This window comes from Caballeronia sp. SL2Y3 (assembly GCF_022879575.1).
GTDB lineage: Bacteria > Pseudomonadota > Gammaproteobacteria > Burkholderiales > Burkholderiaceae > Caballeronia.
Genome location: NZ_CP084260.1, coordinates 1,346,512 through 1,373,033, shown reverse-complemented (window position 1 = coordinate 1,373,033; position 26,522 = coordinate 1,346,512). Strand labels below are relative to the sequence as shown.

The following is a 26,522-nucleotide window of genomic DNA, read 5'->3' as shown; positions in this document are numbered from 1 at the left end:
CTTCTGGAGCGCAACCGTGCAATACCGCAAATTCGGCAGCACCGGACTCACCGTATCGCGTCTCACCCTGGGCACGATGACTTTCGGTCTGCAGACCGACGAGAACGTATCGCGCAGCATCATGGACCGCGCGAGCGAGGCAGGCGTGAATTTCATCGATACCGCCGATGTCTATCCGCTCGGCGGCACGCACGATATCGTCGGCCGCACGGAGGAGATCGTCGGGCGATGGCTTTCCGGCAAGCGCGATCAGTTCATCCTCGCGACGAAGGCCGTCGGCGTGATGGGACCGCTCGACTGGAACAAGGGCGCGTCGCGCAAGCACCTGCTCGACGCCATCGACGCGTCGCTCAGACGCCTGAACACCGATTACGTCGATCTGTATCAGCTGCATATGGACGACCGCGACACGCCGCTCGACGAAACGCTGGAAGCGCTCGACGTGATCGTGCGGCACGGCAAGGCGCGTTATATCGGCGTGTCGAATTTTCTGGCGTACCGGCTCGCGCGGACGCTGGGCCGCGCCGACGTGCTGCGTACCGCGCGCTTCGTCTCGGTGCAGCCGCGCTACAACCTGCTGTTCCGGCAGATCGAGCGCGAGTTGCTGCCGCTAGCGATAGAAGAAGGGCTCGCCGTGATTCCGTACAACCCGCTCGCAGGCGGCCTGCTGACCGGCAAGCACAAGCACGGCGCGGCGCCTTCCGAGGGACGCTTCACCGCGACCGTCGGCAAGGCGGGCGAGATGTATCAGGAGCGTTACTGGCACGAGCGCGAGTTCCAGACCATCGAGAAGCTGAAGGAAATCGTCGCGCCGACGGGGCGGTCTATGGCGAACACGTCGCTCGCTTGGGTGCTGGAGAATCCCGCGGTGACATCGGCGATCATCGGCGCGAGCCGCCCTGAGCAACTCGACGATACGCTCGCTGCCGTCGATCAGCCGCTCGATCCGGAGATCAAGGCGAAGCTCGACGACGCGACCGTCGAATACCGCTGGGGCGATGCATCGCGGTAAAGAGCACTGTTCGGCTCAAGCTGCCCGCGCCCGCCGCGCCGAATAGACGCCTTCTAGCGAATACAGCGCGAGCGCGGTCCAGATGGCGCCGTAGCCGATCAGCTGATCGTGCCCGAACGCCTCCTGATAGATCGCCACGCCGATCAGCAGTTGCAGCGACGGCGTGATGTATTGAATGAGCCCGAGCATGGACAGCGGAATGCGCCGCGCGCCGGCGGCAAACAGCAGTAGCGGCACGGCCGTCACCGGTCCGGCCGCCGCGAGCAGCAGCTTTACGCCGATGGTCGCGTGCGCGAAGCCGCTTGCTCCGTGCGAGCCGAGCACGAACAGATACAGCAGCGCGACCGGACACAGCAGCATGGTTTCGAGCGTCAAGCCTTCGAGCGCGCCGAGCGAAGCCGTCTTGCGCAGCAGGCCATAGCCGCCGAACGTGAGCGCCAGCGCGAAGCTGATCCAGGGCGGCGCGCCGTTCACCCATGTGAGCCAAGCGACGCCCAGCGCGGCCACGATCACGGCCATCCACTGCACCGGCCGCAGGCGTTCGTGCAGGAACGCCATGCCGAACAGCACGTTGACGAGCGGATTGATGAAGTAGCCGAGACTCGCCTCGACGATGCGCCCCGCGTTCACCGCCCAGATATAGATGCCCCAGTTCGCGGAGAGCAGCACCGCGCTCGCCGCGAAGCGCGCGAGGAGCCGCTTGTCGCGCAGCACGGGCACGAGCCATTGCCATTGACGGCGCGCGGTCAGCACGATCAGCAGAAAGAGCATCGACCACGCCATGCGGTGCGCGAGCATTTCTATCGCGCCGATCGAATGCAGCGCCTTGAAGTAGATCGGGAAAAGACCCCAGATGGCAAAAGCCGCGAATGCGTAGACGACGCCTGGATTCATGGTTCGATGCGTGACGCAGATGTAAGCCGTCCGGACGCGGCCGGAAGCCGTCTGCAAGGAATGGAAGCCGGATTTTAGTCGATGCGGACGACCGAAAACGCGCATCTCGCGAACGTCAGGCGAGCTTCGTGCTCCGAGGCGTGCGTGCAAGCGCGCCGACAGCGCGTGCTAGCATGGCCCGCTAACCGTCGCCCTGCCCCTTTTTGCCTTTTCCCGTCGCCGCTAATGAACAACCACCAGTCCGTTCACCAGAGCTTCTTCCATATCCTGCTGTTCGTCGTGACCGTCGCGCTCGGCTGGGTGCTTTTGCCCTTCTTCGGCGCGATCTTCTGGGGCGCGATTCTCGCGCTGCTTTTTCAGCCGATGCAGCGCTGGCTGACGGTGCGCTTCGGCAAGCGCCGCAACCTCGCCGCGCTCACGACGCTCGCTGCCGCCATTCTGATCGTCATCATTCCGGTGTCGGTGGTCGCGGTGACGCTCGTGCAGGAAGTGGCGCTCGTCTATACGCGCATCAAGAGCGGCGATCTGAACTTCGGCATGTACTTTCAGCATGTGCTTCATGCGCTGCCGGCGTCGGTGCAGCAACTGCTCGGGCGTTACGGCCTCGACGACATTCCCGGCGTGCAGAGCAAGCTGATGGAAGGCGCCTCGCGCATCAGCCAGTTCGCGGCGGCGCAGGCGCTGCTCATCGGTCAGAACACGTTCCAGTTCATCGTGAGCTTCGGCGTGATGCTCTATCTCGTGTTTTTCCTGCTGCGCGATGGCGTCGAGATCGGGCGACGCATCCGCCGCGCGCTTCCGCTCGACCCGGCGCCGAAGCAGCATCTGATCGCGAAGTTCACGACCGTCGTGCGCGCGACGGTCAAGGGCAACATCGCGGTGGCCGCCGTGCAGGGCTTTCTCGGTGGGCTGATCTTCTGGATTCTCGGCATCAACGGCTCCTTGCTATGGGGCGTGCTGATGGCGTTTCTCTCGCTGTTGCCGGCGGTGGGCGCGGCGCTCGTCTGGGCACCGGCCGCGCTGTACTTTTTCATGACTGGCGAAATATGGCGCGGGCTCGTGCTGGTGGCGTTCTGCGTCGTCGTGATCGGGCTCGTGGATAACGTGCTGCGTCCGATCCTCGTCGGCAAGGACACGAAGATGCCGGACTGGGTCGTGCTGATCTCGACGCTCGGCGGCATGGCGTTATTCGGCATCAACGGCTTCGTGATCGGGCCGCTCGTGGCGGCGCTGTTCATGGCGAGCTGGGATATCTTTTCGCAGGACGAGGACCCGCAGTAGCCAAGAAAAATGGCTCCACGAAGGAGCCATTTCTCATTGAACCCGCATTTCGATCAGCGCGAATTCGGCGCGGTATATCTGCAATCGAAGCGCTTTCTCACCGTGCCGTTCTCATCGACGCTTTCCAGATACACGTCGAACTGCCACAAGCGCGCCATGTGCTTGAGCACTTCGTCGCTGTCGTTCGACAGATGGCGATTGTCGGTCATGAAGTGACGCAGCGTGAGACTGCGGTCGCCGCGCGTGTTCACCGAATACACCTGAATATTCGGCTCGCGGTGATGAATGTCGTACTGCCGCGACAGCGCCTGCCGCACATAGCGATAGCCGCTTTCATCGTGAATAGCCGAGACTTCGAGCGCGTCGCGCATGTCGTCGTCGAGAATCGAGAAAAGGCGCATCTCGCGGATCAAATGCGGCGACAGATACTGCGCGATGAAGCTCTCGTCCTTGAAGTTGCGCATCGCGTAGTGCAGCGATTCCAGCCAGTCGCTGCCCGCGAGATCGGGGAACCACTCGCGGTCCTCGTCCGTCGGGTTCTCGCAGATGCGGCGAATGTCGCTCATCATCGAAAAGCCAAGCGCATACGGGTTGATCCCGCTGTAATACGGCTTCGTCACGGGCGGCTGATAGACCACATTCGAATGCGAATGCAGGAACTCCATCATGAAGCCGTCTTCTAGCCGGCCTTCGTTGTACAGCGTATTCAGCAGGGTGTAGTGCCAGAACGTGGCCCAGCCTTCGTTCATCACCTGCGTCTGCCGCTGCGGATAGAAATACTGTCCGACCTTGCGCACGATGCGAATGACTTCGCGCTCCCAAGGTTCGAGCAGCGGCGCATTCTTCTCCGCGAAGTACAGCAGATTCTCCTGCGGCTCCGGCGGATAGCGGCTTTCGATTTCCTCGGCGGACGGCGCCTTCTTGTTCGGCAGCGTGCGCCACAGTTCATTCACCTGCGATTGCAGATACGCCTCGCGCTCGCGGCGCATCGCGGCTTCTTTCGCGAGCGACAGCTTCTGTGGGCGCTTGTAGCGGTCCACACCGTAGTTCATCAGCGCGTGGCACGAGTCGAGCAGTTCCTCGACGCGATCCAGCCCGTGACGCTCCTCGCATTCCGCGATGTAATTCTTCGCGTACACGAGGTAATCGATGATCGCATGGGCGTCCGTCCACAGCCGGAACAGATAGTTGCCCTTGAAGAACGAGTTATGCCCGTAAGCGGCATGCGCGATGACGAGCGCCTGCATCGTCATCGTGTTCTCTTCCATCAGATACGCGATGCACGGATTCGAGTTGATGACGATCTCATACGCGAGGCCCATCTGCCCGCGCCGGTAGCTTTTCTCCGTCGAGAGAAAGTGCTTGCCGAACGACCAGTGCCGATAGTTCACCGGCATGCCGACCGACGCGTACGCGTCCATCATCTGCTCGGCGCTGATGATTTCTAGCTGGATCGGATACACATCCAGACCGTAGCGATTTGCGACGCGCGAGATTTCGGCGTCGTACTCCTCGATCAGCTCGACGCTCCAGTCCGATGGGCATGGCAGCGGCCGCCGTTTTTCTGCAACGTTCATGCTCACCTCGTGCGTCGTGGCAGACGCATTGCGTTGCCCCGCTTCCGGTCCGAGTTTCGACGGCGCACGATCGTCCGTGCCGTCGAGATGATATCCACGCGCTTCGTTGTTCACGTGCCTCGTCGTCATGCGGCCGCCTGTTGTTTTTCGAAGAGTTCGCGGAACACCGGATAAATGTCCGAGGCCGAGTCGACCTTCTTCATCGCCAGTTCAGGCGCGCCGGCCGCAAGTTGAGCATACTCCAACCACAGGTTCTGCTCTTCTGGCGCGACTTGAATATACGCAAAATACCGCACCTTCGGCAGGATGTCCTCCGCGAGGAGCTTGCGGCACTTCGGAGAATCGTCGGTCCAGTTGTCGCCGTCCGAAGCCTGTGCGCCGTAAATGTTCCATTCAGTCGGCGAGTAGCGCTCGTCCATGATCTTCTTCATGAGTTCGAGCGCGCTCGACACCACCGTGCCGCCGCTTTCCGTCGAATGAAAGAACGTGTCTTCATCGACTTCTTCGGCGCGCGTATGGTGACGGATGAACACGACCTCGATCTTCTCGTAGTTCCGCTGCAGGAAGAGATAGAGCAGGATGAAGAAACGCTTCGAGAGATCCTTGCGCTGCTCGTCCATGGAACCGGAGACGTCCATCAGGCAGAACATCACCGCCTTGCTCGAAGGCGTGGGCTGCTTGACACGGTTGATGTAGCGCAGATCGAATGGATCGATAAACGGAATGCGCGTGATCCGCCCCTGCATGATGACGATATCCGCTTCCAGCCGCGCGATGTCGTCCGGATTGCCGTCTTCTTCCTTCAGTTGTTCGAGCTGGCGTTCCATCTCGCGCAATTGGGCCGACAGCGGCCAGCCGAGCGCGATGCGCCGCCCGAGCGCGCTGCGCAGCGAGCGCACCACGTCTATGTTGTTCGGCGTGCCTTCGGCCGCCCAGCCCGCGCGCACGTTCTTCCACGTCGGCACGGCGAGCAGTTGCGTCTTGACGAGGCGCGGCAGTTCGAGATCGTCGAAAAAGTACTGCATAAATTCTTCGCGCGACAGCTCGAAGACGAAATCGTCCTGGCCTTCGCCCTCGTTGCTCGCGCTCTTGCCGCCGCCGCCCGAGCCGCCTTGCGGACGCGGGATCTTGTCGCCGCGCACGTAGTCGGCGTTGCCCGGATGCACGTATTCACGCTTGCCGCCCGGACCATGCCGGAACGACGGCTCCGCGATGTCCTTCTTCGGAATCGTGATGCTCTGCGTGCTTTGAATGTCTTTGATGCTGCGATCGCGCACCGCGTCGGAAACGGCGCGGCGAATGTAGTTCTTGACGCGTCGCAGGAAGCGTTCGCGGTTCGCGATGCTCTTGTTCTTGCCGGCTAACCTGCGGTCGATGATTTGGTGCAGCACATCCAGTCTCCCGCAAAAATGGCGAGTGTGCGAGGCGCCGCATGTTTGCGCCGCGCGTGGGCGCCTCTCGCTCGCAATCTGCCCGCTTGGCCATCCGGATGCAAGCATCGAACCCGGACGGCGCGGACCTGCACTGCTCTACTGCTGCTGCAACTACGTTGCGGCGCGTGCTTAAGACGACTTGCGCACGCGCAGATACCAGTCGCACAACAAACGCACCTGCTTCGGCGTATAACCCTTCGCGACCATGCGATTCACGAAGTCCTCGTGCTTGCGTTGCTCTTCGGCCGATCCCTTCGCATTGAAGGAGATGACCGGCAACAGTTCCTCCGTGTTCGAGAACATCTTCTTTTCGATCACGACGCGCAGCTTCTCGTAGCTGATCCACGCGGGATTCTTGCCGCCGTTGTTTGCGCGCGCACGCAGCACGAAATTCACGATCTCGTTGCGGAAATCCTTCGGGTTGCTGATGCCCGCGGGCTTCTCGATCTTCTCCAGCTCCGCGTTGAGCGCGGCGCGGTCGAAGCTCTCGCCGGTGTCGTGATCGCGGAACTCCTGATCCTGAATCCAGAAGTCCGCATACGTCACATAGCGATCGAAGATGTTTTGTCCATACTCCGAATACGATTCCAGATAAGCCGTCTGAATCTCCTTCCCGATGAACTCGGCGTAGCGCGAAGCCAATACGTCCTTGATGAACGACAGGTACTTCTGCTCCGTTTCCGGCGGGAACTGCTCGCGCTCGATTTGCTGTTCGAGCACGTACATGAGATGCACCGGGTTGGCCGCGACTTCGGTGGAATCGAAGTTGAACACGCGCGACAGAATCTTGAACGCGAAACGCGTGGACACGCCCGTCATGCCTTCGTCGACGCCTGCGAAATCGCGATACTCCTGATACGACTTTGCTTTGGGATCAGTGTCCTTCAGGTTCTCGCCGTCATAGACCTGCATCTTCGAAAAGAGGCTCGAATTCTCCGGCTCGTGCAAACGCGTGAGCACGGCCATCTGCGCCATCATCTTGAGCGTGCCCGGCGCGCACACCGCTTCCGCGAGCGAAGAGTTGCGCAAGAGCTTCTCGTAGATCTTCACCTCTTCGCTATAGCGCAGGCAGTACGGCACCTTCACCACGAAGATTCGATCGAGCAGCGCCTCGTTGTTCTTGTTGTTGCGGAAAGCCTTCCATTCCGATTCGTTCGAGTGCGCGAGAATCACGCCGTCGAACGGAATGGCGCCGAAGCCTTCCGTGCCCTTGAAGTTGCCTTCCTGCGTGGCGGTCAGAAGCGGATGCAGCACCTTGATCGGCGCCTTGAACATTTCGACGAATTCGAGCAAGCCCTGATTCGCGAGGCACAGGCCGCCGGAATAGCTGTAAGCATCGGCGTCGTCCTGCGAGTAGGTTTCGAGCTTGCGAATGTCCACCTTGCCGACGAGCGAGGAGATGTCCTGATTGTTCTCGTCGCCCGGTTCCGTCTTCGCGATGCCGATTTGCCGAAGTATCGACGGATAGCGGCGCACCACGCGGAACTTGCGGATATCGCCGTTGTATTCGTGCAGGCGCTTGACGGCCCACGGCGAAAGAATGCTCTTCAGGTAACGGCGCGGAATGCCGTACTGTTCCTCGAGCACCGGACCGTCTTCGTCGTAATCGAAAAGACCGAGCGGCGATTCGTTCACGGGCGAACCCTTGAGCGAATAGAACGGTACGCGCTCCATGAGTTGCTTGAGCCGTTCTGCAATGGACGACTTGCCGCCGCCCACGGGACCGAGCAGATACAGGATCTGCTTTTTCTCCTCTAAACCCTGCGCGGCGTGCCTGAAATACGACACGACGTTCTCGATCACTTCCTCCATTCCGTAGAACTCGCGGAACGCCGGATACACCTTGATGACCTTGTTTGCAAACACACGCGATAAACGCGGATCGAGGCGAGTGTCGACCATTTCCGGTTCCCCGATGGCCGTCAGCATGCGTTCGCCCGCTGTTGCATATGTGGCAGGATCTTCCTTGCAGAGCGCGAGATACTCTTCGAGCGAGAATTCCTCCTCGCGCGTTTTTTCGAAGCGGGTCGCGAAACTGCTGTAGATATCCATGCTACCTCCTCGCCGAAGTCAGAAAGCCTTGGTCGTCTCAACGCGCGTTATCGAAACGACATCGCTTGAATTCATCCTAAACCCTTTCGAATTTTTTTTCACGCACTTGCTTGGTTGATTTGCTTAGAAGCTGCTCGGAACAATCACTAGCTTGGTAGGTTATTTTCGTTCACCTACAATCCTCAGTCCCAAGATGTCGTTCGTATCTGCGCGCGCATGTCATGCAGCGTGCGCTTCGCGTGTGCTTCGGCATGTTCGCTGTGCCGCGCTTGCTTCATCGCTACACCGCGACCTTCCGCCAAAGCATGTTCGCGAGCGCATGTGGTCACGTCAGCACCAGCTCCAGTTCTCCGATGCGATCAATGGAGCCGTGCACCATGGCCGGTCCTTCCACGCGATACGCGCCCGTGTAAGAGCCCGTCGTGATGGTCCAGAAAGGCTCGACCGTCAAACCCATGCGCGAACAATGGTTAACGAGCCAGGGCAGCAGTTCGCGAGGATCGCCCGCCGGATTGCCGAGGGTAGCCGGAGCAATCCCCACGCCATCGAGCGTGAGTTCAAGCCGTGGCGCAAGAAAATCGAAGCCCGGCGCGACGACCTCGTAAGGTTCCATGCCGCTCGTGATGAGCGCGCCGTTGTTCTGCGAGTCCGCAAGCTGCGCGAGCGGATCGAGATTGGGCCATTGCGCGAAACGGCTATCGACCACTTCGAGCGCGACTGCAATGCCGCCGATCGCCGCGAGCACTTCGGCGCGCGTGTAAGGATCGTTCTTCGGGGGCAGCGCATACGCGAAGCGAAACGCAATCTCCAGTTCCACTAGCACGCGAAAGAAGCCTTCGAAAGGAAGGCGCGCGGGCGAAACATAGACACATTCCGCGTCGATGGGCGCGCCCGCCGCGAGCGCATCGGGCGCGCGCGCGCCGATCTTCCATGCGCCGATGCGCGCGTGGCTGTCGCGCAGGACTTCGTGCTGGATGGCGTAAGCGGTGGGTGCGTCGGCGGGGAGATCGCGCGGCTCCAGCGTTTCGATCAGTCGATGCTGACGCCGGGCCGCGACGAGCTTGGCGGCAAGTGTCGATCCGGTCATGTCGATCCCCTCGTGTGAATGGTGACGCGCAGTGTCGTCAGTGTACGGGTTACCGGACCGGAGGTGCTTCACGTTGCCCGCGTGATGCAATGTCCTGCATACGCGCAATGCGGGCAACGGCATCAAAGCGTCAGAACGTCTCCCAGTCGCCTCCCGCCGTCGACAATGCGGCGGGCTTCGCGGTCGCTACGGGCTTCGTAGTTGCCACAGGCGGCGCGACGCGCTTCGGCTTCGCGGATACGGTGGCCGGGACTTGCACGGAAGAAGCAGCAAGCCCCGCGCCTTCAGTCACTTGAAACACTGCGACCGCCTGACGCAGGCGCGCGGCCTGATCTTCAAGCGACTGCGCCGCCGCCGCCGCTTCTTCCACGAGCGCCGCGTTCTGCTGCGTGACTTCGTCCATCTGCGTGACGGCGCGCGAGACCTGCTCGATGCCGGTCGTCTGCTCCGCCGACGCCGCCGCGATCTCGCCCATGATGTCGGTCACGCGTCGCACCGCGCCGATGATCTCGTTCATCGTGCGGCCCGCTTCGTCAACGAGCGTGGTGCCCGACTGCACGCGCGCGACCGAAGTGTCGATCAACTCCTTGATTTCCTTCGCCGCCGTCGACGAACGCTGCGCGAGATTGCGCACTTCGCCTGCCACGACCGCGAAGCCGCGCCCTTCTTCGCCCGCGCGCGCCGCTTCGACGGCCGCGTTGAGCGCGAGAATGTTGGTCTGGAAAGCGATGCCTTCGATGATCGCGATGATGTCCGCGATCTTGGCCGAGCTGCGGCTGATTTCGCCCATCGTATCCACCACTTGCGTGACGACGGCGCTGCCCTTGCCCGCAATCTCCGACGCGTTGGCGGCAAGCGTGCTGGCCTGACGCGCGTTATCGGCGTTCTGGCGCACCGTGCTCGTCAGTTCCTCCATGCTCGATGCCGTTTCCTGCAACGCGGACGCCTGTTCCTCGGTGCGCGACGACAGATCGGTGTTGCCCGCCGCGATCTGCTGCGTGGCCGACGCGATCGATTCGCTGCCCGAGCGCACCGTGCGAACCGTCGTCAGCAGACTCGCGCGCATCTTCGCGAGGCCTTCGAGCAGAAGGCCCATTTCGTCGCGCGAGGTCACGACCACGTCGCGGCGCAGATCGCCGGCGGCGATGGCTTCGAAATGCGCGAGCGCGGCTTCGAGCGGCCGCCCGATGGCGCGCCGCAACGCGACCCACGCGAACGCCGCCGCCGCGAGGCCGAGCGCAATGGCCGAAAGACTCAGCGCGCGGAACCACGAATAGCGGCTCTGCGCGTCTTCGTAGCTCTTCTTCGAGGCCTCGGTGAGAAACGAGCGCAGCGCGTCGTTTGCGTTGGCGAGCTCGTTGTAGGCCGCCTGCATCGCCTTGGCCGCTGCAATCATGCCCGTGCGGTCGTCCGCCGTGACGGCCGCCAGTCCCTTGTCGACGGCGCGTTGAAGCGCGAGCCGCTTGTCCTGCGACGCGTCGGCAAGACGACGCTCGTCGGGCGTCTGCGGCAGCGACATGTAGTTCTTCCAGAAGGCGTCGGCGCGCTCACGCATCATGCGCGAACGCTCGATGGTCGCGGCCACCTCGGCCGTGCCGGCAAGCAGCGCCGCGCGGTCGAACACGAGCCGTTCGCGCGCCGCGTACATTTCGCTGTTGCCCACCGCGATGGCGCCCGGCATCTGCACCGAGTACGTGTCGAGGAAAGCCTCGTTCGTGCGGCCCATGCCCGCGAGCCCCAGTGCGCCGATAGCGATGAGCAGCGCGCCGAGAAACGCCATCGAGATGCCGATGCGTGCCTTGATCGTCAAAGCCTTTTTCATGGATGTGTCCTGATGCCGATTCGAATGTGCGCGGGCGTGGTGACGCGTTAAACCGCGATCGGGCGGACGCGCACCTGCGCAGCCGCTATGGATGTAAACGGCATGCAAGCTACGGGACTTGAGAAGGTTCTTTCCCTGATAGGGAAAACGACGCGTTGCGCGCGCCGTTATTCAGCACATGTTGAAAACTTATGCTGCGATTTCGCCGCGTCGCGGAATGGACGGCTGCGCGCCCTCGCGCGTGACGGCGAGCGCGGCGGCGCGTTGACCGAAGGCGATCGCGTCCGCGACGGCGCTGCCGCGCGCCAGTTCCGCCGTGAACCCGCCGATGAACGTATCGCCGGCGGCGGTCGTGTCGACGGCCTCGACCTTCGGCGACGGCAGATGCTGGCCGTCGCTGTCGTCTCCCAGCAGCGCGAACACGCCCTGCGCGCCGAGCGTGACGATCACGTTGCGCGCGCCCTTCTCCTTGAGCGCGCGGGCGGCGCGGCGCGCATCGTCGGGCGTCGCGATGGCGATACCCGAAAGCGTCGCGGCTTCCAGTTCGTTCGGAATCAGATAGTCGATGAGCGCGAACCAGTCGGCGGGCAGCGTGCTCGCCGCAGGCGCGGGATTGAGAATCGTCGTGCGGCCGAGCCGGCGGCCCGCGGCCAGCGCCGCGCGCACGGTTTCCGGCGGCGTTTCGAGCTGGCAGACGATGACATCGGCGCGTGCGAGCAGCGCGTCCTGTTCGTCGATGACCGCAGGCGTGACCTGCGCGTTGCTGCCCGCGACGATGACGATCGCATTCTGGCTCGCGTCGTCCACGATGATGAGCGCGACGCCCGTCGGCGCATCCGCGCTCGTCGCGAGCGCCGCGCAGTCGATGCCTTCCGCTTCGAGGCCCGCGCGCAGCGTCGCGCCGTTCGCGTCGCCGCCGACGCAGCCGACCATCGCGACCTGCGCGCCGAGACGCGCGGCCGCCACCGCCTGATTCGCGCCCTTGCCGCCCGGCGCCTGCACGAAAGCGGAGCCGGCGAGAGTTTCGCCCGGCTTGGGCAGGCGCGGCGCGCGCGCGACGAGGTCCATGTTGAGACTGCCGACCACCACCACGCGCCCGCGCGTGCCTGCTTCACTCGTTGCGTTGTCGCTCATCGCGATGAAATCCTGCTGTGGTTGTTAGTCCGCGTTATTCCGCTCTGGCGTCTGCCACTGCGCCGCTCTCGGCGCAGCGCGACTCGGGCACGACCGCCGTGGATTCGCGCAGCACGAGACGCGGCGGCACCACGCGGCGGCGCGTCGTGCCGCCGAGCTTGCCGACGATGCGCTCAATCAGCGTCTGCGCCGCCATCTCGCCGAGCGCGCGCACCGACTGGCCGACCGTCGAAAGCGCCGGATACGTGTAGCGCGACAATTCGACATCGTCGAAGCCGATGATCGAGCAATCGTCCGGCACGCGAATCTTGCGCTCGGCCGCCGCCCGCAGCGCGCCGATGCCCATCATGTCGTTGCACGCGAAGATCGCGGTCGGCTTCATCGCGTCGAAAAGCTGCGAGGCCGCAGCATAACCGCCCGTCGCGGAAAAGTCGCTCTGGACAATCGCGTTCGGCTCGATCTCGACGCCGCGCTCGGCCATTGCGCGGATAAAGCCGTGCAGGCGCATGGCGCTCACCGCTGTCGCCACCGGCCCGGTGATGCAGCCGATCTCCGAATGCCCCGTTTCCAGCAGATGCTTCGTCGCGATATACGCGCCTTTCTCGTGGTCGATCTGCACGAGGTCCGCCGAGACGCCCTCGATGTTGCGGTCCACGATCACGAGCGGCTCGCGCGCGCCCGCCAGACACTGCGCGAGCACCGCGTCCTCGCCCGCCGATGCGATCACGAGGCCGTCGATGCGCTTTTCCTGCAAGACGCGCAGATAGTTGCGCTGCTTGCCCGGATCGTCGTCCGAGTTGCAGAAGAAGACGCAGTAGCCGTTTTTCGCGCAGCCGTCCTCGACCCCGCGCGCCAGTTCGGCGAAGTACGGATTCGTCGCGTTCGGCACGAGCAGCCCGATGGTCGCCGTGGACTTCGCCTTGAGCGAGCGCGCCACTGCCGACGGCACGTAGTCCAGCTCGCGGATCGCGCGCTCGACCTTCGCCCGCACGTCGGCCGACACCGGCCTTGAATTGTTCACTACGTGGGACACCGTCGTAAACGACACCCCAGCAATGGCTGCCACGTCCTTGATCGTCGCCATACATCGTCCTTCGCTTTGCTTTGGTCCAACTTCTTTTATTGACCGGAAACGTCCTCTCGCGCGGCCCTCACGCGCCCGGCCGCTTTCCTTACGCTCGCCGCTCTTGACGGCGAAGCGACTGCCCGGTCATCTCTATTTGACTGCGCTCATGTTTAACGTCGCCGCCCACCCCGTTGCGAGGCACCGACGTGCTGCCTGCTGCCCTCTGCCCTCTGCTCTGTCAACCGCGCCTGCGTCGGCTCCGGTAGGTATCCAGCACCACCGCGACCACGATCACCGCGCCGGTGATGATGCGCTTGGTCGGCTCGTTCGCGCCGATCTGCGCGAGCCCCGCCGCCAGCACCGAGATGATGAGAACGCCGAAGAACGTGCTGATGACCGAGCCGCGCCCGCCCATCAGACTCGTTCCGCCGATCACCACCGCCGCGATCACCTGAAGCTCCACGCCCGCGCCCGCGTTCGGATCCGCGGCTTCGAGACGGGAAATCTGGAACAGCGCGGCCAGTCCCGACAGCGCGCCCATCAGCGCGAAAACGATGACCTTGTACGGCCGCGGATCGACACCCGCGAGCCGCACCGCTTCCTCGTTCGTGCCGATGCCTACCAGATAACGGCCGAAAATCGTCCGGGTCAAGACCCAATGCGCAAGAATCATCACCGCGACCGCAATCAGGAACGCCAGCGAGATGCCGAAGGCGATCGGATTCGACAGAAAATCGAACGCATCGCCGATATACGCGGTGCGCGAGTTCGTCATCTGATACGCGAGCCCGCGCGCCGCCTCCAGCACGCCGAGCGACACGATGAACGACGGAATGCGCCACGCCACCGTGACGAGTCCCGTGACCGTGCCCGTCAGCGCGGCGGCGGCTAGTCCGATGAGCGCCGCCGGAAGCGCGGGCCAGTGCCACTTCAGCGCGGCCACGCTCACCACCGAGGCGCCGAGCGCAAGGACCGAGCCCACCGACAAGTCGATGCCCGCGATGATCAGCACGAACGTCATGCCGACCGACATCACGACGAGATCCGGTATCTGGTTCGCGATCGTGCTGAACGTGTCGTACGTCAGAAAGTGGGAACTCAGCACGGAGAAAAGCGCGATCATCGCGGCGAGCGCGCCGGCCAGTCCCAGATAATTGGAAAAGCCCAGGCGCGTGCCCGCGCCTTTCGCGTTCTTGCCGCTTTTCGGCGCATCGGCTGGCAGATTCGCTTCGGTCTGTCCGGTCATTCAATGCTCCAGCAAATTGTCTTGTTCGGGCGGCTTCGCGTCGGGCGCGAGCGGCTCGTGCAGAATCGCCTCGCGCTTCGCATAGCCGGCGAACGCCGCCGCGAGCAGCGCATCCTGCGTCCAGTTCGCGCGCTCGAACACGCCGGTCATTCGCCCCGCCGACATCACGCCGATCCGGTCGCAGATCAGCATCAGTTCGCGCAGATCGCTCGACACCACCACGAGCGCGCGGCCTTCGCGGGCGAGCGCGCCCATGAGCCCGTAAATATCGAACTTCGCGCCGACGTCGATGCCGCGCGTCGGTTCGTCGAAAAGCAGCACGGCGCAGTCGCGGGCGAGCCAGCGGCCGATCACCACTTTCTGCTGATTGCCGCCCGATAGTTCCGACACCGCTTGCGCCGGCCCCGACGTGCGGATGCGCATGGCGTCGATCTGGCGCGCGGCGAGCGCGGCTTCGCGGCGCGTGTCGATCACGCCGTGACGCGCCACCGCGCCCACATTGCCGAGTGAAACGTTCGCGGCGATGGGCAAGCCGAGCAGCAGGCCCTCGCCCTTGCGGTCCTCCGTGATGAGCGCGATGCCGTTTTTCACGGCATCCGACGGCGACTGGATGTTCACCGGGCGCAGTGCCTCGCCGCCGCGCGAAACGGACACCGTGCCGCCGTCCGCGCGATCCGCGCCGTAGATCAGGCGCATGAGTTCCGTGCGCCCCGCGCCGATCAGCCCGCTGATGCCGAAAATCTCGCCCGCGCGCACTTCGAACGACACATCGCGCACGGCCGGGGCGCGCGTCATGCCGTCCACTTTCAGCGCGACGCTGCCGAGCTTGCGCTCGCCGAGGTCGATGCGTTCGCCCAGTTCACGGCCCACCATCAGCGTGACGAGCTGGTCGCTGGTCAGCGCGTTCATCGGCCCGACGTGCACGAGCCGGCCGTCGCGCAGCACCGCCGCGCGCTCCGCGATGCGCCTCAGTTCTTCCAGACGATGCGAGATATAGACGAGCGCCACGCCGCGCGCCTTGAGCCGCGCGATCTGCTCGAAGAGGAGATCGACTTCGCGTGCGGTGAGCATCGCGGTGGGTTCGTCGAGAATCAGCACGCGGCAATCGCCGATCAGATTGCGCGCGATTTCGACCATCTGCTGATGCCCGATGCCGAGATCGCCGACGAGCGTGTCCGGGTCGATCGCATCGAGCCCGACTTGCGCCATCGCGTGGCGCGCGTCCTCGGCGAGCCGCTTGCGGTCGATCCAGCCGATTTTCAGGCGCCCTTTCTGCGGCAGGCGGTTGAGGAAGAGGTTCTCCGCGACCGAGAGCGTCGGCAGCAGGTTCAGCTCCTGCATCACCATGCGCACGCCGAGCGCTTCCGCTTCGGTGCGGCTGTGCGGGGCGTACGGCTGGCCCGCGAGCGTCATCGTGCCCGTGCTCGGATTCGTGAGACCGCCGATGATCTTCGAGAGCGTGCTCTTGCCCGCGCCGTTCTCGCCCGTCAACGCGAGCACTTCGCCCGGCGAGAGTCCGAGCGATACGTCGGCCAGCACCGGCTCGACATAGGTCTTGCCGATTCCCGTGACGGTGAGCACGCTCGCGTCGTGCGCGTCTTTCATCATGGCGTAAGGTCGCTCAAGGCGGTCGGTGCATCCTCGGCAAAGTTGTGCATGCGTTGCGGCGGGACGGCGGCCGGCGCGCTCCGCCGTCCATCAACCGCGCTCGTGCATCTTAACGGCATGATGGCCGCGAACTTGAGGACGAACGGTTCGCGGCGCAACGCTCGCTGCGCTTTACTTCGTCACGAGATCGACGGGCGTTTCCACCACGGTCGAGAGCTCCGACTGCTTCTTGTGCCCGGAAATGGCCTTGAGCGCCACGTCGATGCCGAACACCGCCTGCTTCGCCGCGTATTGATCCGCGGTGGCGAGCACGCGGCCGTCCTTCAGCATCGGCTTGATGGCGTTGATGTTGTCGTAGCCGACCACCTGCACCTTGCCGGCCTTGCCCGCCGCGCGCACCGCCGACACCGCGCCGATGGCCATGTTGTCGTTGCCGCAGAGCAGCGCCTTGACGTTCGGGTTCGCGTTGAGAATCTGCGACGCGACGGCGTTGCCCTTGTCGATTTCCCAGTCGCCGGACTGAAGCGCGACCACCTTCATGCCGGCCGCGTCCATCGCGTCCTTGAAGCCGGCCGTGCGCTGCTGCGCGTTGGTCGTCGTGGAAACGCCCTCGATGATGCCGACTTCGTCGCCCTTCTTCAGGCGCTTGGCGAGATAGTCGCCGACCTGGCGCGCGCCCTTGCGGTTGTCGGGGCCGACGAACGGCACGTTCAGATCCTTCGACTTGAGCACGTCCTGATCGAGCCGATTGTCGATATTCACGACGACGATGCCCGCGTCCGCCGCCTTCTTGATGACCGGCACGAGCGCCTTCGAATCCGCCGGCGCGATGACGAGCGCATTCACCTTCGAGACGATCATCTGCTCGACGATGCGGATCTGCGCGGCCGTATCGGTTTCATCCTTGATGCCGTTGGTGATGAGGTCGAACTTGTCGGCGTTGTGCTGCTGATAGTCTTTCGCGCCGTTTTCCATCGTGAGGAAGAACTCGTTGGCGAGCGACTTCATCACGAGCGCGACCTTGGGCTTGCCGGCGCTCTGCGCGAACGCGGGCGATGCGGCAAAAGGCAGCGCGCTGCACGCAACGAGCGCGACGGCGGCTGACAGGACGCGACGGCGAATGGCTGACTTCATGCGGTTCTCCTCCAGTGTTTTGATTGATTTGTGCGCACGCGAAACGTGGGCGGTTCAACGTTTGCCGCCGTCGATTCTCGTTCGTGGGAGGCGCGCGGTCAATCGGGCTAACGTGCACTGGGCGCTTCGGACGCACGCGCAATGTGGTCTTGCGCGCGTTCGGCGCCAGCCGCAGGCGCTCAGAGATCGGCGACGGACTGGCCCTCGATCTCGTTGTCGATGATCTTGCGGCCATAGTCGATGCCGGCGCGCGTCGCATCGATCGGGCTTTCGAACGGCGCCTGCTCCGGCACGCCGAACATGGCGGAGCGGCCGCTCTCGCCGGCCGCGTCGCGCGAAATGGTCACGAAGATGTCGAAGTGGCGCGGGCCGTCATCCGGCTCGTCACGCTCTTTCGCGCGGCGCATGGCCTGCACGTGGATAGCGAAGCCCTTGTAGTGATCGGCGAGCGGTGTGGACATGAAGCGGCTCCTGTCTTGGGATGAAGGATCGAAGCAACCGGATGACGAACACTGCGTCCGCTCGCCGGCGAAAGCGCGTTGCAAGGCGGCGGCGCGGCGGTCAATGGATCAACTCGAAGATTTAACCTTATCGCACACTCAGTTGAAACCTGCTTTGCCATAATGCGCGAGCGAGACGTCGAAACTCGCGCATTCAAGAAGAATCGTCAATCACTCAGGGAGCGTCACATGACCATCCGAGCCACTGCCCTTATCGCTGTTTTGAGTCTTACGCTGGGCGCGCATACGGCTTTCGCGGCCAATAGCCAGCAGTCGAAGATGAGCGACTGCAACAAGCAGGCAAGCGACAAGAAAGGCGACGACCGCAAGGCGTTCATGAAGAGTTGCCTGTCCGCCACGCCCGCCGCCTCCGCCGCCTCCGCGCCGATGACCCAGCAGCAGCGCATGACTGCGTGCAACAGCCAGGCATCCGGCAAGAAGGGCGACGACCGCAAGGCGTTCATGAAGAGTTGTCTCAGCAGCAAGGGCTGATCGCGGCGCGGGCCGCATCGTCTGATTCGCGCCGCGTCGATCGCATGCGGCGCGTCCAGTCTGCCCTCCTCTCCGTACATATTGCACTGCACCCAAGCAAGTGTTTCGCACCGCCGTCTTTTTCTCATAAGATGGCGCGAAGGCGGCCCTTCACGAATACAAGAAACACGCCATCGGCCGCCGCTCGTCAAGCGTGGCGACAAGCCTCGCATGGAGGCATCGGATGGCATGGAGATACAAGAACCGCTGGTTCCGCCGGTGGCTCGTGACGATCACCTTCTGGGCCGTGCCCGTGATGATCGTCGCGGTCAACGAGGTGCGCGAGGAAATGGCCTACAACACGGTCGATCTTCAGAAGGCGCTCTCGACCTGGGAACTCACCGATGCACAGCGGTCCGCGGGCGCCGCCGCCCGTTGCCACGGCGCGCCGGACGAAGCGCGCGCAGCCGGCTGCCCCGCCGATGTTCTAAAGGCCAACGCCCGCCGTCATCAGGAAGCGCTCGACGAATACGCGCATCGCAAGGCGACGCTCGCCGACTATCTGTGGCACGCCTTCATCGGCTATTGGGTCGTGCCGGCGGCGTTTCTGCTTGCCGTTGGCATCGTGATCGGCGGCATCAAGCGCGCATTGCGGCGGCCGTCGCGCGTGCCGGACCCCGTTCCTCCGACCAAAGTAAAAACGACGAGCCAGTGACGGCGGCGCTCCGGGTACGGTCGTTGCTACTTGCTACGCGGCGTTGCCGCCGTCACCGAGACCGGTGCGGTGAAATTAATGCAGGGCTTCAGGCAGCGGGGCGGGCGAAATAGCCGGCCATTCGCCGTCGTCCAGTGGACGACGCGCGGATGCGACGCAGGGCTTGCGCGGCACGCGCGGAACGCGGTATCTGTGTCCGGTGCGAGCGTCGCGTTGTCGCGTCGCTGTGCTATAACTTGGCGTGCCTCACCCTCCCGCACTATGGGGTTTCCTAATTCCACGATGGAGAACAATGATGCAAAGACGAAACTTCATGCTCAAGACGACGGCCGTGTTGGCGCTGGGAGGCCTCGCGCTTGCCGGTTGCACGACGAATTCGAATACCGGCGCTGAGAAGGCCGCCGGCAGCGCGGACGATCGCCGCAGCATCGACGCGGACGTCGACAGCACCATCCAGCGGCTCTATGCGACGGTTCCCGGCTCGCGCGAACTGGTCGCGAAGTCGCGCGGCGTGCTCGTGTTCCCGTCCGTGATTCAGGCAGGCTTCATCGTCGGCGCGCAGTACGGCAAGGGCTCGCTGCGCGTGGGTGGCAGCACGGTCGGCTACTACAGCACGACCTCCGGCTCGTTCGGCCTGCAAGCGGGCGCGCAGTCGAAGTCGATCATCTTCCTCTTCATGACGCAGGACGCGCTCGACAAATTCCGCAATTCGGACGGCTGGTCGGCAGGCGCCGATGCATCCGTGGCGCTCGTCAAGATGGGTGCGAACGGCGCGGTCGACACGACCACCGCCACCAACCCTGTGGAAGCGTTCGTGCTGACGAACGCGGGCCTGATGGCCGACGTGTCGCTCCAGGGCACGAAGGTGACGCGCCTGAAGATGTAAGGCGGCGCGCGCCGTCTCACGGTCCCGGCGGAAATCATGACCGCCGTGTGACGCGACTCACGGTCGCGTCACACGGCGGTCTACTTTTTTGGTGCCTGGATTTGAACTCAGGTCGCCGCGCGATCGATCAGCTTGAAGCGCGAGCGCTTTTGCGCGCGCACCACGGCCTGATACGCGTCGAGATATTGCCGCGCCATGCGGTGCGACGTGAAGCGCTCCTCGAAGCGCCTGCGCACGCCCGCGCGTGAGAGCGTATGCAGCCGGTTCACCGCCGCCACCGCGCCGATCTCGTCTTCCACGACAAAGCCCGACACGCCCTCGTCCACCACTTCCGGCACCGCGCCGCGATTGAACGCGATAACGGGCGTGCCGCAGGCCATCGCCTCGATCATCGCGAGTCCGAACGGCTCGGGCCAGTCGACCGGGAACACCAGCGCGTGCGCGCCCGACAAGAAGTCCGCCTTCTGCGCGTCGTTGATCTCGCCGATGAACTGGACATAGGGCAACTCCAGCAGCGGCGCGATCTCGCGCTCGAAATATTCGTGGTCGGCTGCATCGACCTTGGCCGCGATCTTGATCGGCAAGCCGCAGCGCCCCGCGATGCGTATGGCCGTATCGACGCGCTTTTCCGGCGAGATGCGCCCGAGGAAAGCGAGATACTTCTGCTCGACCGGCTGCGGCACATAACGCATCTCCGGCAGGCCGTGATAGACCGTCGAAACCCACTTCGCCTGCGGCAACGGATGGCGCTGCGAATCCGAGATCGAGATCACGGGCGCGGTGTTGAACGTGTCGAACACCGGCTGCTGCTCCGGCAAGTCGAGCCGCCCGTGCAAGGTCGTGACGAACGGCGTGTCCTGCCGGTTGAAGAGCGAGAAGGAGTAATAGTCCATGTGGAAATGCAGGACGTCGAACTCCTCGGCGCGGCGGCGCACTAGTTCCATGAGCAGCATATGCGGCGCAATGCGGTCGCGAATTGCCGGGTCGAGGCGCAGCGCGCGCGGCCAGACGGCTTCGAGCTTCGCCGTGGTTTTCGAGTCGCCGGTGGCGAACAGCGTCACATCGTGGCCAAGCTCGACGAGCGCCTCCGTGAGATACGACACGACGCGCTCCGTGCCGCCGTAGAGCTTGGGCGGGACCGACTCGGTCAACGGGGCAATTTGGGCAATTCTCATCGTTCTCGTCTCCATGCGAACTTCGACGTGCGAGCGTGTGCTCGTGTTCTGAATGCGTCGCGCGAGATCGAGTATGACAGCAGACTGTCAGCCGGCTAACGAGGGTTTCCCTCGATCGTTGGATGCGGCAAGCCGGCCGCCGCGCGACGATTCATTATCGACGGCGAAGCGGCGCGAACCGGCGTTCTCTTGCACTTTCATCGCTCTGTTACAGACCGGAAACAAACCGTTTCGCGCGCCTGTTACTTGCGTCGCACGCCGCGAAGGTCGGCGAGGAAATCGTCGCGCCATACGCCGAGATTGTGCTTGCGCAGCGCCGCCATGTTGGTCTGGTAACGCTGCTGGCGCTCGGCGAGCGGCATGGCGAGCGAACGGGCGAGCGCGTCGCTCATGCCGACGACATCGTGCGGATTCACCATCACCGCGCCGGTCATTTCGCCCGCCGCGCCCGCGAACTGCGAGAGCACGAGCACGCCGGGATCGTCCGGATTCTGCGCGGCGACATATTCCTTCGCGACGAGATTCATGCCGTCGCGCAGCGGCGTCACGAGCCCGATCTGCGATTCGCGGAAGAGCGACATCAATTTCCAGCGGTCATAGCGCTGGTTCAGATAGCGGATCGGCGTGTAATCGAGGCCGGAATAGCGCCCGTTGATGCGCCCTGCTTCGTATTCGAGGTTCTGGCGGATCTGCTGATACGTTTCGACGTCCGAGCGCGTGGGCGGCGCGATCTGCACGAGCGTGACGTTGCCGCGCCATTCGGGCGATTTCTCCAGAAAATGCTCGAACGCGCGAAACCGTTCGACGAGCCCTTTCGAATAATCCAGCCGGTCCACGCTCATGATGAGCTTGCGGCCTTCGAGGCTCTGCTTCAGGTCCATCACGTCCTGCCGCGCCTCGCCGCGCTGCGCCTGTTCCGCGATCTCGTCGGGGAATACGCCGATGCGATACACGCCCGTCTTCAGCTTGCGCCCGAACGCATCGACGTGGCCGTCCGCGGTCGCCGTGCCGTGCGCGTGCCGCACGATGTAGTCGTGAAATGCGGTCTGATCGCCTTCGGTCTGGAAGCCGACGACGTCGTAGCAGCACAACGACCGCACCAGTTCCTCATGCGGCGGAATGTTGAGCAGAATCTGCGGCGACGGAAACGGGATATGCAGAAAGAAGCCGATCCGGTTCGTGATGCCCGCGCTGCGCAGCGCCTCGGCGAACGGAATCAGGTGATAGTCGTGGACCCAGATGACGTCGTCCGGCTCCAGCAGCTTGATGAGCTTGTGCGCGAGCCACGAATTCACGCGGCGATAGCCGGCGTATTCGTCGCGGTCGTAGACGGCCAGATCGTTGCGATAGTGGAAAACGGGCCACAGCATCGCGTTCGAGAAGCCGCGGTAGTACTGGTCGTAGTCCTTCTTCGGCAGGCCGACGGTGGCGAACGTCACGGCGCCGTCCTGCACGAGCGTGGGCCCCTGATTCGCGACGCTCTCGCTCACCACGTCCCCGCTCCAGCCGAACCAGACGCCGCCGCTGTCCTTCAGCGCGCCGAACACGCCGACGGCGAGCCCGCCGGCCGAGCCCTTGGTTTCGGTCGGCGTGGCGACCCGGTTGGATACGACGACGAGACGGCTCATATGCTTTCCTCTTGCGTTTTTTGTGTGATGTGGGCGGATCGCTGGATCGCTGTCCGACGTTCGACTAGCAAACGGCGTGCGGGTTTCCGCGCCGCGTCCGATCACCCGAGCCGCTGCAAGAGGCGCGTCGGCGTCCGTTCAGCGTTCCGCCTTGCAGGGAAACGCCTTGCCGAGACCGAGCGAAACCATCGTCGTGGCGTTGAAATTCGCCTTGTCGGGGTTGTCCGCGATGTACTTGCGCACCGCGTCCGTCAGTTGCTGCGGCTTGACGTCGGCCGGCAGGCAGAAGTACTGGCCGACTTGCGGCCCCGTCGTGCCGCCGATGGCTTCGATCGTGTTGTACACGCCGTCGGCCGCGCCTTCGATATAGGCGGCGCACGCGGTACGCGAGTTCGGGTCGGTCTTGATGCAGAGCTTGTTGAGATCGTTGCCGGTGAATGCGAACGCGCACACGGGCGTCGCAAGAACACAGGCGATGGCGAATTCCCGCAGCATGGTCTTCCTTGTCTGTTGAGCGGCGGCGTATTGGGGCGAGGCGGCCGCGCCTGACCGCGCTCGCCCGGTTTCGAGCGTAGCGGTGTTATTTTGACCCATTTGCGCCGCTTTGAGCAGCGCCGCCTTGCATGGCGTCGAGGCGCGCCTGCAAACCTTCCGCGACGTCCTTCTCGTTGTATTTACGGGCGAAGTCCACTGCCGTCATGCCGATCTGGTTCTTCACGCGCAAATCGGCGCCCTGATCGAGCAGCAGCTTGCACGTCGACAGATGGCCGCCGCGCGCCGCCATCATGAGCGGCGTCGTGCCGTTCGGCGATCCGGCGTCGATGTAGGCGGAGTGGTCGAGCAGGATCTTCACGATGTCGTCGTGGCCGTTGGTCGCCGCGTAATGAAGCGGCGTCCAGCCTTTCTTGTTCACTTCGGCGTCCTTCGCGATCAGCAGATTCACGAACGTGGCGTCGCCGTTGAGCGCGGCGATCATCATCGCGTTCTCGCCGGCGGAATCCAGCTTTTCGAGGTCCGTGTTCGGATTGTCGGCGAGCAACTGGCCGACCTTGTCCGACTTCTCCCGCGCGGCAATCACGAGCAGCGGCGCGCCGGTGTTATCCACCGTATTCGGGTCGGCGCCCTGCGCGAGCTGCTTCTTGACCTCGGACACGTCGTCGAACTTGACTGCCTTGATGAGCGAGTCCACGGAAGCGGCCCAGACCGGCTGCGCGAATGCGCACGCCGCGACCAGCGCGCCCGCGAAAAGCCCGCGCACCGCCGCGCGCCTGCCGGCCTGCGTGCGTGCGTTCGTGGCGGACTGAGTGGAAATCATCGAGGAATTGTTCATAGTGGACCTTCGAATTGCCATGAAACGATGAATCGCGACGCTCGCCTGACCGTGCTCAGGCAGCCGCGCGTGCGATCTTGAAAAGCCGGAAGAAGTTGTCGGTGGTCGCTTGGGCCACCGCTTCGTCCGTCTGCTCGCGCAACTGCGCGATGAAACGTCCGACATAACTCACGTACGCAGGTTCATTCGGCTTGCCGCGATACGGCACCGGCGCGAGATACGGCGAGTCGGTTTCGATCAGCAGCCGGTCGAGCGGCACGCGCCGCGCGACGTCCTGCACGTCCGTCGCTTTCTTGAACGTGACGATGCCGGAGAGCGAGATGAAGAAGTTCTGCGCGAGCGCCGCTTCCGCCACGTGCCAAGGCTCGGTGAAGCAGTGCATGACGCCGCCCGGTACGCTCGCGCGCTCCTCCTCCATGATGCGCAGCGTGTCTTCCGACGACGACCGCGTGTGGATGATGAGCGGCTTGCCCGTCGCGTGCGCGGCGCGGATATGCGTGCGAAACCGCTCGCGCTGCCATTCCATGTCGGCGATGCTGCGGCCTTCCAGCCGATAGTAGTCGAGTCCCGTCTCGCCGATCGCGCAGACCTTCGGATGCGCGGCCAGCTCGACCAGTTCCGCGACGCTCGGCTCCTTCGCGTCCTCGTGGTCCGGATGGACGCCGACCGACGCATAGACGTTCTCGCATCGCTCGGCGATATCGAGCACCGAGGGCAGCGTCTCCAGATCCACCGACACGCACAGCGCATGCGTGACCGCGTGCTCGCGCATCTTGTCGAGCACGTCCGGCAGCCGGTCGGCCAAGCCTTCGAAATTGATGTGACAGTGCGAATCGACGAACATCCCGTGCTCCTTGCTACTGATTCTGACTCAGGCCGTTTTTTCGTTGCGGCGCGCTTTCCAGCCGCAAGCCGAGAATGACGAGATCGCGTTCGACGCCATCCAGCACCGCGACGCGCGGCAGCGTGCCCCACGCTTCGAAGCCGAAGCTCCCGAAAAGTCTCATGCTCGGCTCGTTATGGCCGAAGACGAAGCCGAGCACCGTATCGACTTGCAGCGACGGCGCCTTGTCCAGTGCTTCGCGCAGCAGTTGCTTGCCGAGCCCTTTGCCGCGTGCGCGCTCGTCCAGATAAATGCTCACTTCGACGGTGCGCGCATACGCCGGCCGGCCGTAGAAATCCGAGAAACTCAGCCACGCGATCACGCCGCCGCTCTCTTCGACCACCCACAGCGGCCGCGCGTTCGGGCCATGCGAATGGAACCACGCGAGACGGCTTTCGACGCTGACGGGATCGAGATCCGCGGTCACCTGCCGCGAGGCGATCGTCGAATTGTAGATGGCGACGATGGCGGGCAGGTCGTCGAGGGTGGCGTCGCGATACGTGAGACTCATGGGCGGTGGCGTTGAGAACGGAGCGAAGGATCAGGCGGTGAAAATCCCGCGATACGCGAGAAACAGTTCTTCGAAGACGAGCCGCGCGTTCAGCGGATGGTTCTCCACTGCGCGCTGACGCGTGACGGCCTTGATGCAGCGGGCGAGCGCGGCAGGATCGGCGGCTTGCGCGCAGCGCGCGAGCGCCTTGCCCGCGCCGGGGAAATAGCGCGGCCGGCCGGCGGTGCGCTGTGCGAGCACGTCGTAGAGCCAGCGTTGCAGCCAGCCGAGGACCATCGGTACGGGCAGCTTCTGCAAGTTTTCGCCGCACGCGAAGGCATCGCAGTTCGGGCCTGCGGCGAGTTGCGCGAGCGTGAAATCGCGTAACGCGCGGTTTTCGTCGTGCGCGAGCGCCAGCGCGGCGAGCGGCGCGCCGCCCGCTTCGGCGAGCAGGCTCGCGGCATCGTCCACGCCTTGCGAGGCGAGCCACGCGCGCGCGGCGTCGGCATCGGGCAGGCTCATCGGCCATTGACGGCAGCGGCTGATGATCGTCGGCAGCAAGCGGTCGATCCTCGCCGACACGAGCAGAAACACGACGCCCGATGGCGGCTCTTCGAGCGTTTTCAGAAGCGCATTCGACGCCGCCACGTTGAGCGCCTCGGCCGGATACAGCAGCACCACGCGCAAGCCTCCGCGATGCGAGCCGAGGCTGCAAAAGTCCAGCAGCGCGCGCACCTGCTCGATCTTGATCTCCTTGCTGGGCGCGCGCGATTTCTTGCCTTCGCCATCATCGGCTTTGTCGGCTTTATCGGCGGATGCGTCGTCCGCGCCCGACGGTCCGGCTAGCGCGGCAAGCGCCTCGGGTAGCACGGCGCGGTAATCCGGGTGATTGCCTTGCGAGAACCACAGGCACGCGGGGCATGTGCCGCACGGCTCGCCGTTGCCGGCGGGCGTCTCGCACAAGAACCCCTGCGCGAGATGCTGCGCGAACGCGAGCTTGCCGATGCCCGCCTCTCCGTGCAGCAAGAGTGCGTGCGGCCAGTGCGCGCGCAGTTGCTGGAGGCGTTGCCAGTCGTCGGTTTGCCAGGGGTAGATCAT

At 64.0% G+C, this 26,522-nt stretch carries 24 protein-coding genes; 5 read left to right on the top strand and 19 right to left on the bottom strand.

Annotated elements, in window-relative coordinates; genetic code table 11:
- The first annotated feature begins 16 nt into the window (after nt 1-16).
- Nucleotides 17-1,012: an aldo/keto reductase gene (locus tag LDZ26_RS06470; protein ID WP_244848657.1), complete on the top strand. Its 996-nt coding sequence runs from the start codon at nt 17-19 to the stop codon at nt 1,010-1,012.
- Between the two features lie 15 nt (nt 1,013-1,027).
- Here LDZ26_RS06470 and rarD read toward each other — a convergent pair whose 3' ends face one another.
- Nucleotides 1,028-1,906, bottom strand: coding sequence for an EamA family transporter RarD (rarD, locus tag LDZ26_RS06465; protein WP_244848656.1), 879 nt, complete (start codon nt 1,904-1,906; stop codon nt 1,028-1,030).
- 225 nt (nt 1,907-2,131) lie between these two features.
- On the opposite strand from rarD, the gene LDZ26_RS06460 reads away from it, so the two are divergent.
- Nucleotides 2,132-3,187 (top strand): AI-2E family transporter, encoded by a 1,056-nt coding sequence (locus tag LDZ26_RS06460; RefSeq protein WP_244848655.1) that lies wholly within the window; start codon nt 2,132-2,134, stop codon nt 3,185-3,187.
- A 53-nt stretch (nt 3,188-3,240) separates the two neighbouring features.
- Here the strand turns inward: LDZ26_RS06460 and LDZ26_RS06455 are convergent, their stop codons facing one another.
- The 11 genes from LDZ26_RS06455 to LDZ26_RS06405 form a co-directional block, all read right to left on the bottom strand.
- Complete coding sequence (locus tag LDZ26_RS06455; protein WP_244848654.1) at nt 3,241-4,893, bottom strand: SpoVR family protein; 1,653 nt, start codon at nt 4,891-4,893, stop codon at nt 3,241-3,243.
- Nucleotides 4,890-6,155 (bottom strand): YeaH/YhbH family protein, encoded by a 1,266-nt coding sequence (locus LDZ26_RS06450; RefSeq protein ID WP_175940321.1) that lies wholly within the window; start codon nt 6,153-6,155, stop codon nt 4,890-4,892. The genes LDZ26_RS06455 and LDZ26_RS06450 overlap by 4 nt, the downstream gene beginning before the upstream one ends.
- A gap of 171 nt (nt 6,156-6,326) precedes the next feature.
- Entirely contained in the window at nt 6,327-8,249 is a 1,923-nt protein-coding gene (locus LDZ26_RS06445; protein WP_159836168.1) for a PrkA family serine protein kinase, read from the bottom strand.
- A 325-nt stretch (nt 8,250-8,574) separates the two neighbouring features.
- On the bottom strand, nt 8,575-9,336 hold the full coding sequence (locus LDZ26_RS06440; RefSeq protein WP_244848653.1) for a 2-keto-4-pentenoate hydratase: 762 nt from the start codon (nt 9,334-9,336) through the stop codon (nt 8,575-8,577).
- Nucleotides 9,337-9,466: 130 nt separating this feature from the next.
- Nucleotides 9,467-11,158 carry a methyl-accepting chemotaxis protein gene (locus tag LDZ26_RS06435; protein WP_244848652.1) on the bottom strand — a complete coding sequence of 564 codons (1,692 nt, stop codon included), beginning with the start codon at nt 11,156-11,158 and terminating at the stop codon, nt 9,467-9,469.
- Nucleotides 11,159-11,347: 189 nt separating this feature from the next.
- A complete protein-coding gene (rbsK, locus tag LDZ26_RS06430) occupies nt 11,348-12,292 on the bottom strand; it encodes a ribokinase (RefSeq protein ID WP_244848651.1) in 945 nt (314 codons plus the stop codon).
- Nucleotides 12,293-12,326: 34 nt separating this feature from the next.
- Entirely contained in the window at nt 12,327-13,376 is a 1,050-nt protein-coding gene (locus LDZ26_RS06425; protein WP_244848650.1) for a LacI family DNA-binding transcriptional regulator, read from the bottom strand.
- Nucleotides 13,377-13,596: 220 nt separating this feature from the next.
- Nucleotides 13,597-14,604 carry an ABC transporter permease gene (locus tag LDZ26_RS06420; RefSeq protein WP_244848649.1) on the bottom strand — a complete coding sequence of 336 codons (1,008 nt, stop codon included), beginning with the start codon at nt 14,602-14,604 and terminating at the stop codon, nt 13,597-13,599.
- Nucleotides 14,605-16,212 carry a sugar ABC transporter ATP-binding protein gene (locus LDZ26_RS06415; protein WP_370650654.1) on the bottom strand — a complete coding sequence of 536 codons (1,608 nt, stop codon included), beginning with the start codon at nt 16,210-16,212 and terminating at the stop codon, nt 14,605-14,607. It abuts the gene before it with no gap.
- A 171-nt stretch (nt 16,213-16,383) separates the two neighbouring features.
- The gene (locus LDZ26_RS06410) at nt 16,384-17,346 is read right to left on the bottom strand and encodes a sugar ABC transporter substrate-binding protein (RefSeq protein ID WP_244848648.1); all 963 of its coding nucleotides are present in this window, start codon (nt 17,344-17,346) and stop codon (nt 16,384-16,386) included.
- 179 nt (nt 17,347-17,525) lie between these two features.
- Entirely contained in the window at nt 17,526-17,807 is a 282-nt protein-coding gene (locus tag LDZ26_RS06405) for a hypothetical protein (RefSeq protein ID WP_244848647.1), read from the bottom strand.
- 228 nt (nt 17,808-18,035) lie between these two features.
- On the opposite strand from LDZ26_RS06405, the gene LDZ26_RS06400 reads away from it, so the two are divergent.
- The 3 genes from LDZ26_RS06400 to LDZ26_RS06390 all read left to right on the top strand — a co-directional run bounded on the left by LDZ26_RS06400 (nt 18,036) and on the right by LDZ26_RS06390 (nt 19,918).
- The gene (locus LDZ26_RS06400; RefSeq protein WP_244848646.1) at nt 18,036-18,338 is read left to right on the top strand and encodes a PsiF family protein; all 303 of its coding nucleotides are present in this window, start codon (nt 18,036-18,038) and stop codon (nt 18,336-18,338) included.
- A gap of 223 nt (nt 18,339-18,561) precedes the next feature.
- Nucleotides 18,562-19,032 (top strand): hypothetical protein, encoded by a 471-nt coding sequence (locus LDZ26_RS06395; RefSeq protein WP_244848645.1) that lies wholly within the window; start codon nt 18,562-18,564, stop codon nt 19,030-19,032.
- Between the two features lie 295 nt (nt 19,033-19,327).
- A complete protein-coding gene (locus LDZ26_RS06390; RefSeq protein ID WP_175940651.1) occupies nt 19,328-19,918 on the top strand; it encodes a YSC84-related protein in 591 nt (196 codons plus the stop codon).
- A 107-nt stretch (nt 19,919-20,025) separates the two neighbouring features.
- Here LDZ26_RS06390 and LDZ26_RS06385 read toward each other — a convergent pair whose 3' ends face one another.
- The 7 genes from LDZ26_RS06385 to LDZ26_RS06355 form a co-directional block, all read right to left on the bottom strand.
- A complete protein-coding gene (locus tag LDZ26_RS06385; RefSeq protein WP_244848644.1) occupies nt 20,026-21,093 on the bottom strand; it encodes a glycosyltransferase family 4 protein in 1,068 nt (355 codons plus the stop codon).
- Nucleotides 21,094-21,335: 242 nt separating this feature from the next.
- On the bottom strand, nt 21,336-22,721 hold the full coding sequence (otsA, locus tag LDZ26_RS06380; RefSeq protein WP_244848643.1) for an alpha,alpha-trehalose-phosphate synthase (UDP-forming): 1,386 nt from the start codon (nt 22,719-22,721) through the stop codon (nt 21,336-21,338).
- Nucleotides 22,722-22,859: 138 nt separating this feature from the next.
- Nucleotides 22,860-23,216: a Rap1a/Tai family immunity protein gene (locus LDZ26_RS06375; RefSeq protein WP_175940309.1), complete on the bottom strand. Its 357-nt coding sequence runs from the start codon at nt 23,214-23,216 to the stop codon at nt 22,860-22,862.
- Nucleotides 23,217-23,301: 85 nt separating this feature from the next.
- Nucleotides 23,302-24,036, bottom strand: a complete 735-nt coding sequence (locus LDZ26_RS06370; protein WP_244848642.1) for an ankyrin repeat domain-containing protein — start codon at nt 24,034-24,036, stop codon at nt 23,302-23,304.
- Between the two features lie 70 nt (nt 24,037-24,106).
- Nucleotides 24,107-24,895 carry a TatD family hydrolase gene (locus LDZ26_RS06365; RefSeq protein WP_244848641.1) on the bottom strand — a complete coding sequence of 263 codons (789 nt, stop codon included), beginning with the start codon at nt 24,893-24,895 and terminating at the stop codon, nt 24,107-24,109.
- A 13-nt stretch (nt 24,896-24,908) separates the two neighbouring features.
- A complete protein-coding gene (locus tag LDZ26_RS06360) occupies nt 24,909-25,445 on the bottom strand; it encodes a GNAT family N-acetyltransferase (protein ID WP_244848640.1) in 537 nt (178 codons plus the stop codon).
- A gap of 30 nt (nt 25,446-25,475) precedes the next feature.
- A complete protein-coding gene (locus LDZ26_RS06355; protein ID WP_244848639.1) occupies nt 25,476-26,522 on the bottom strand; it encodes a DNA polymerase III subunit delta' in 1,047 nt (348 codons plus the stop codon).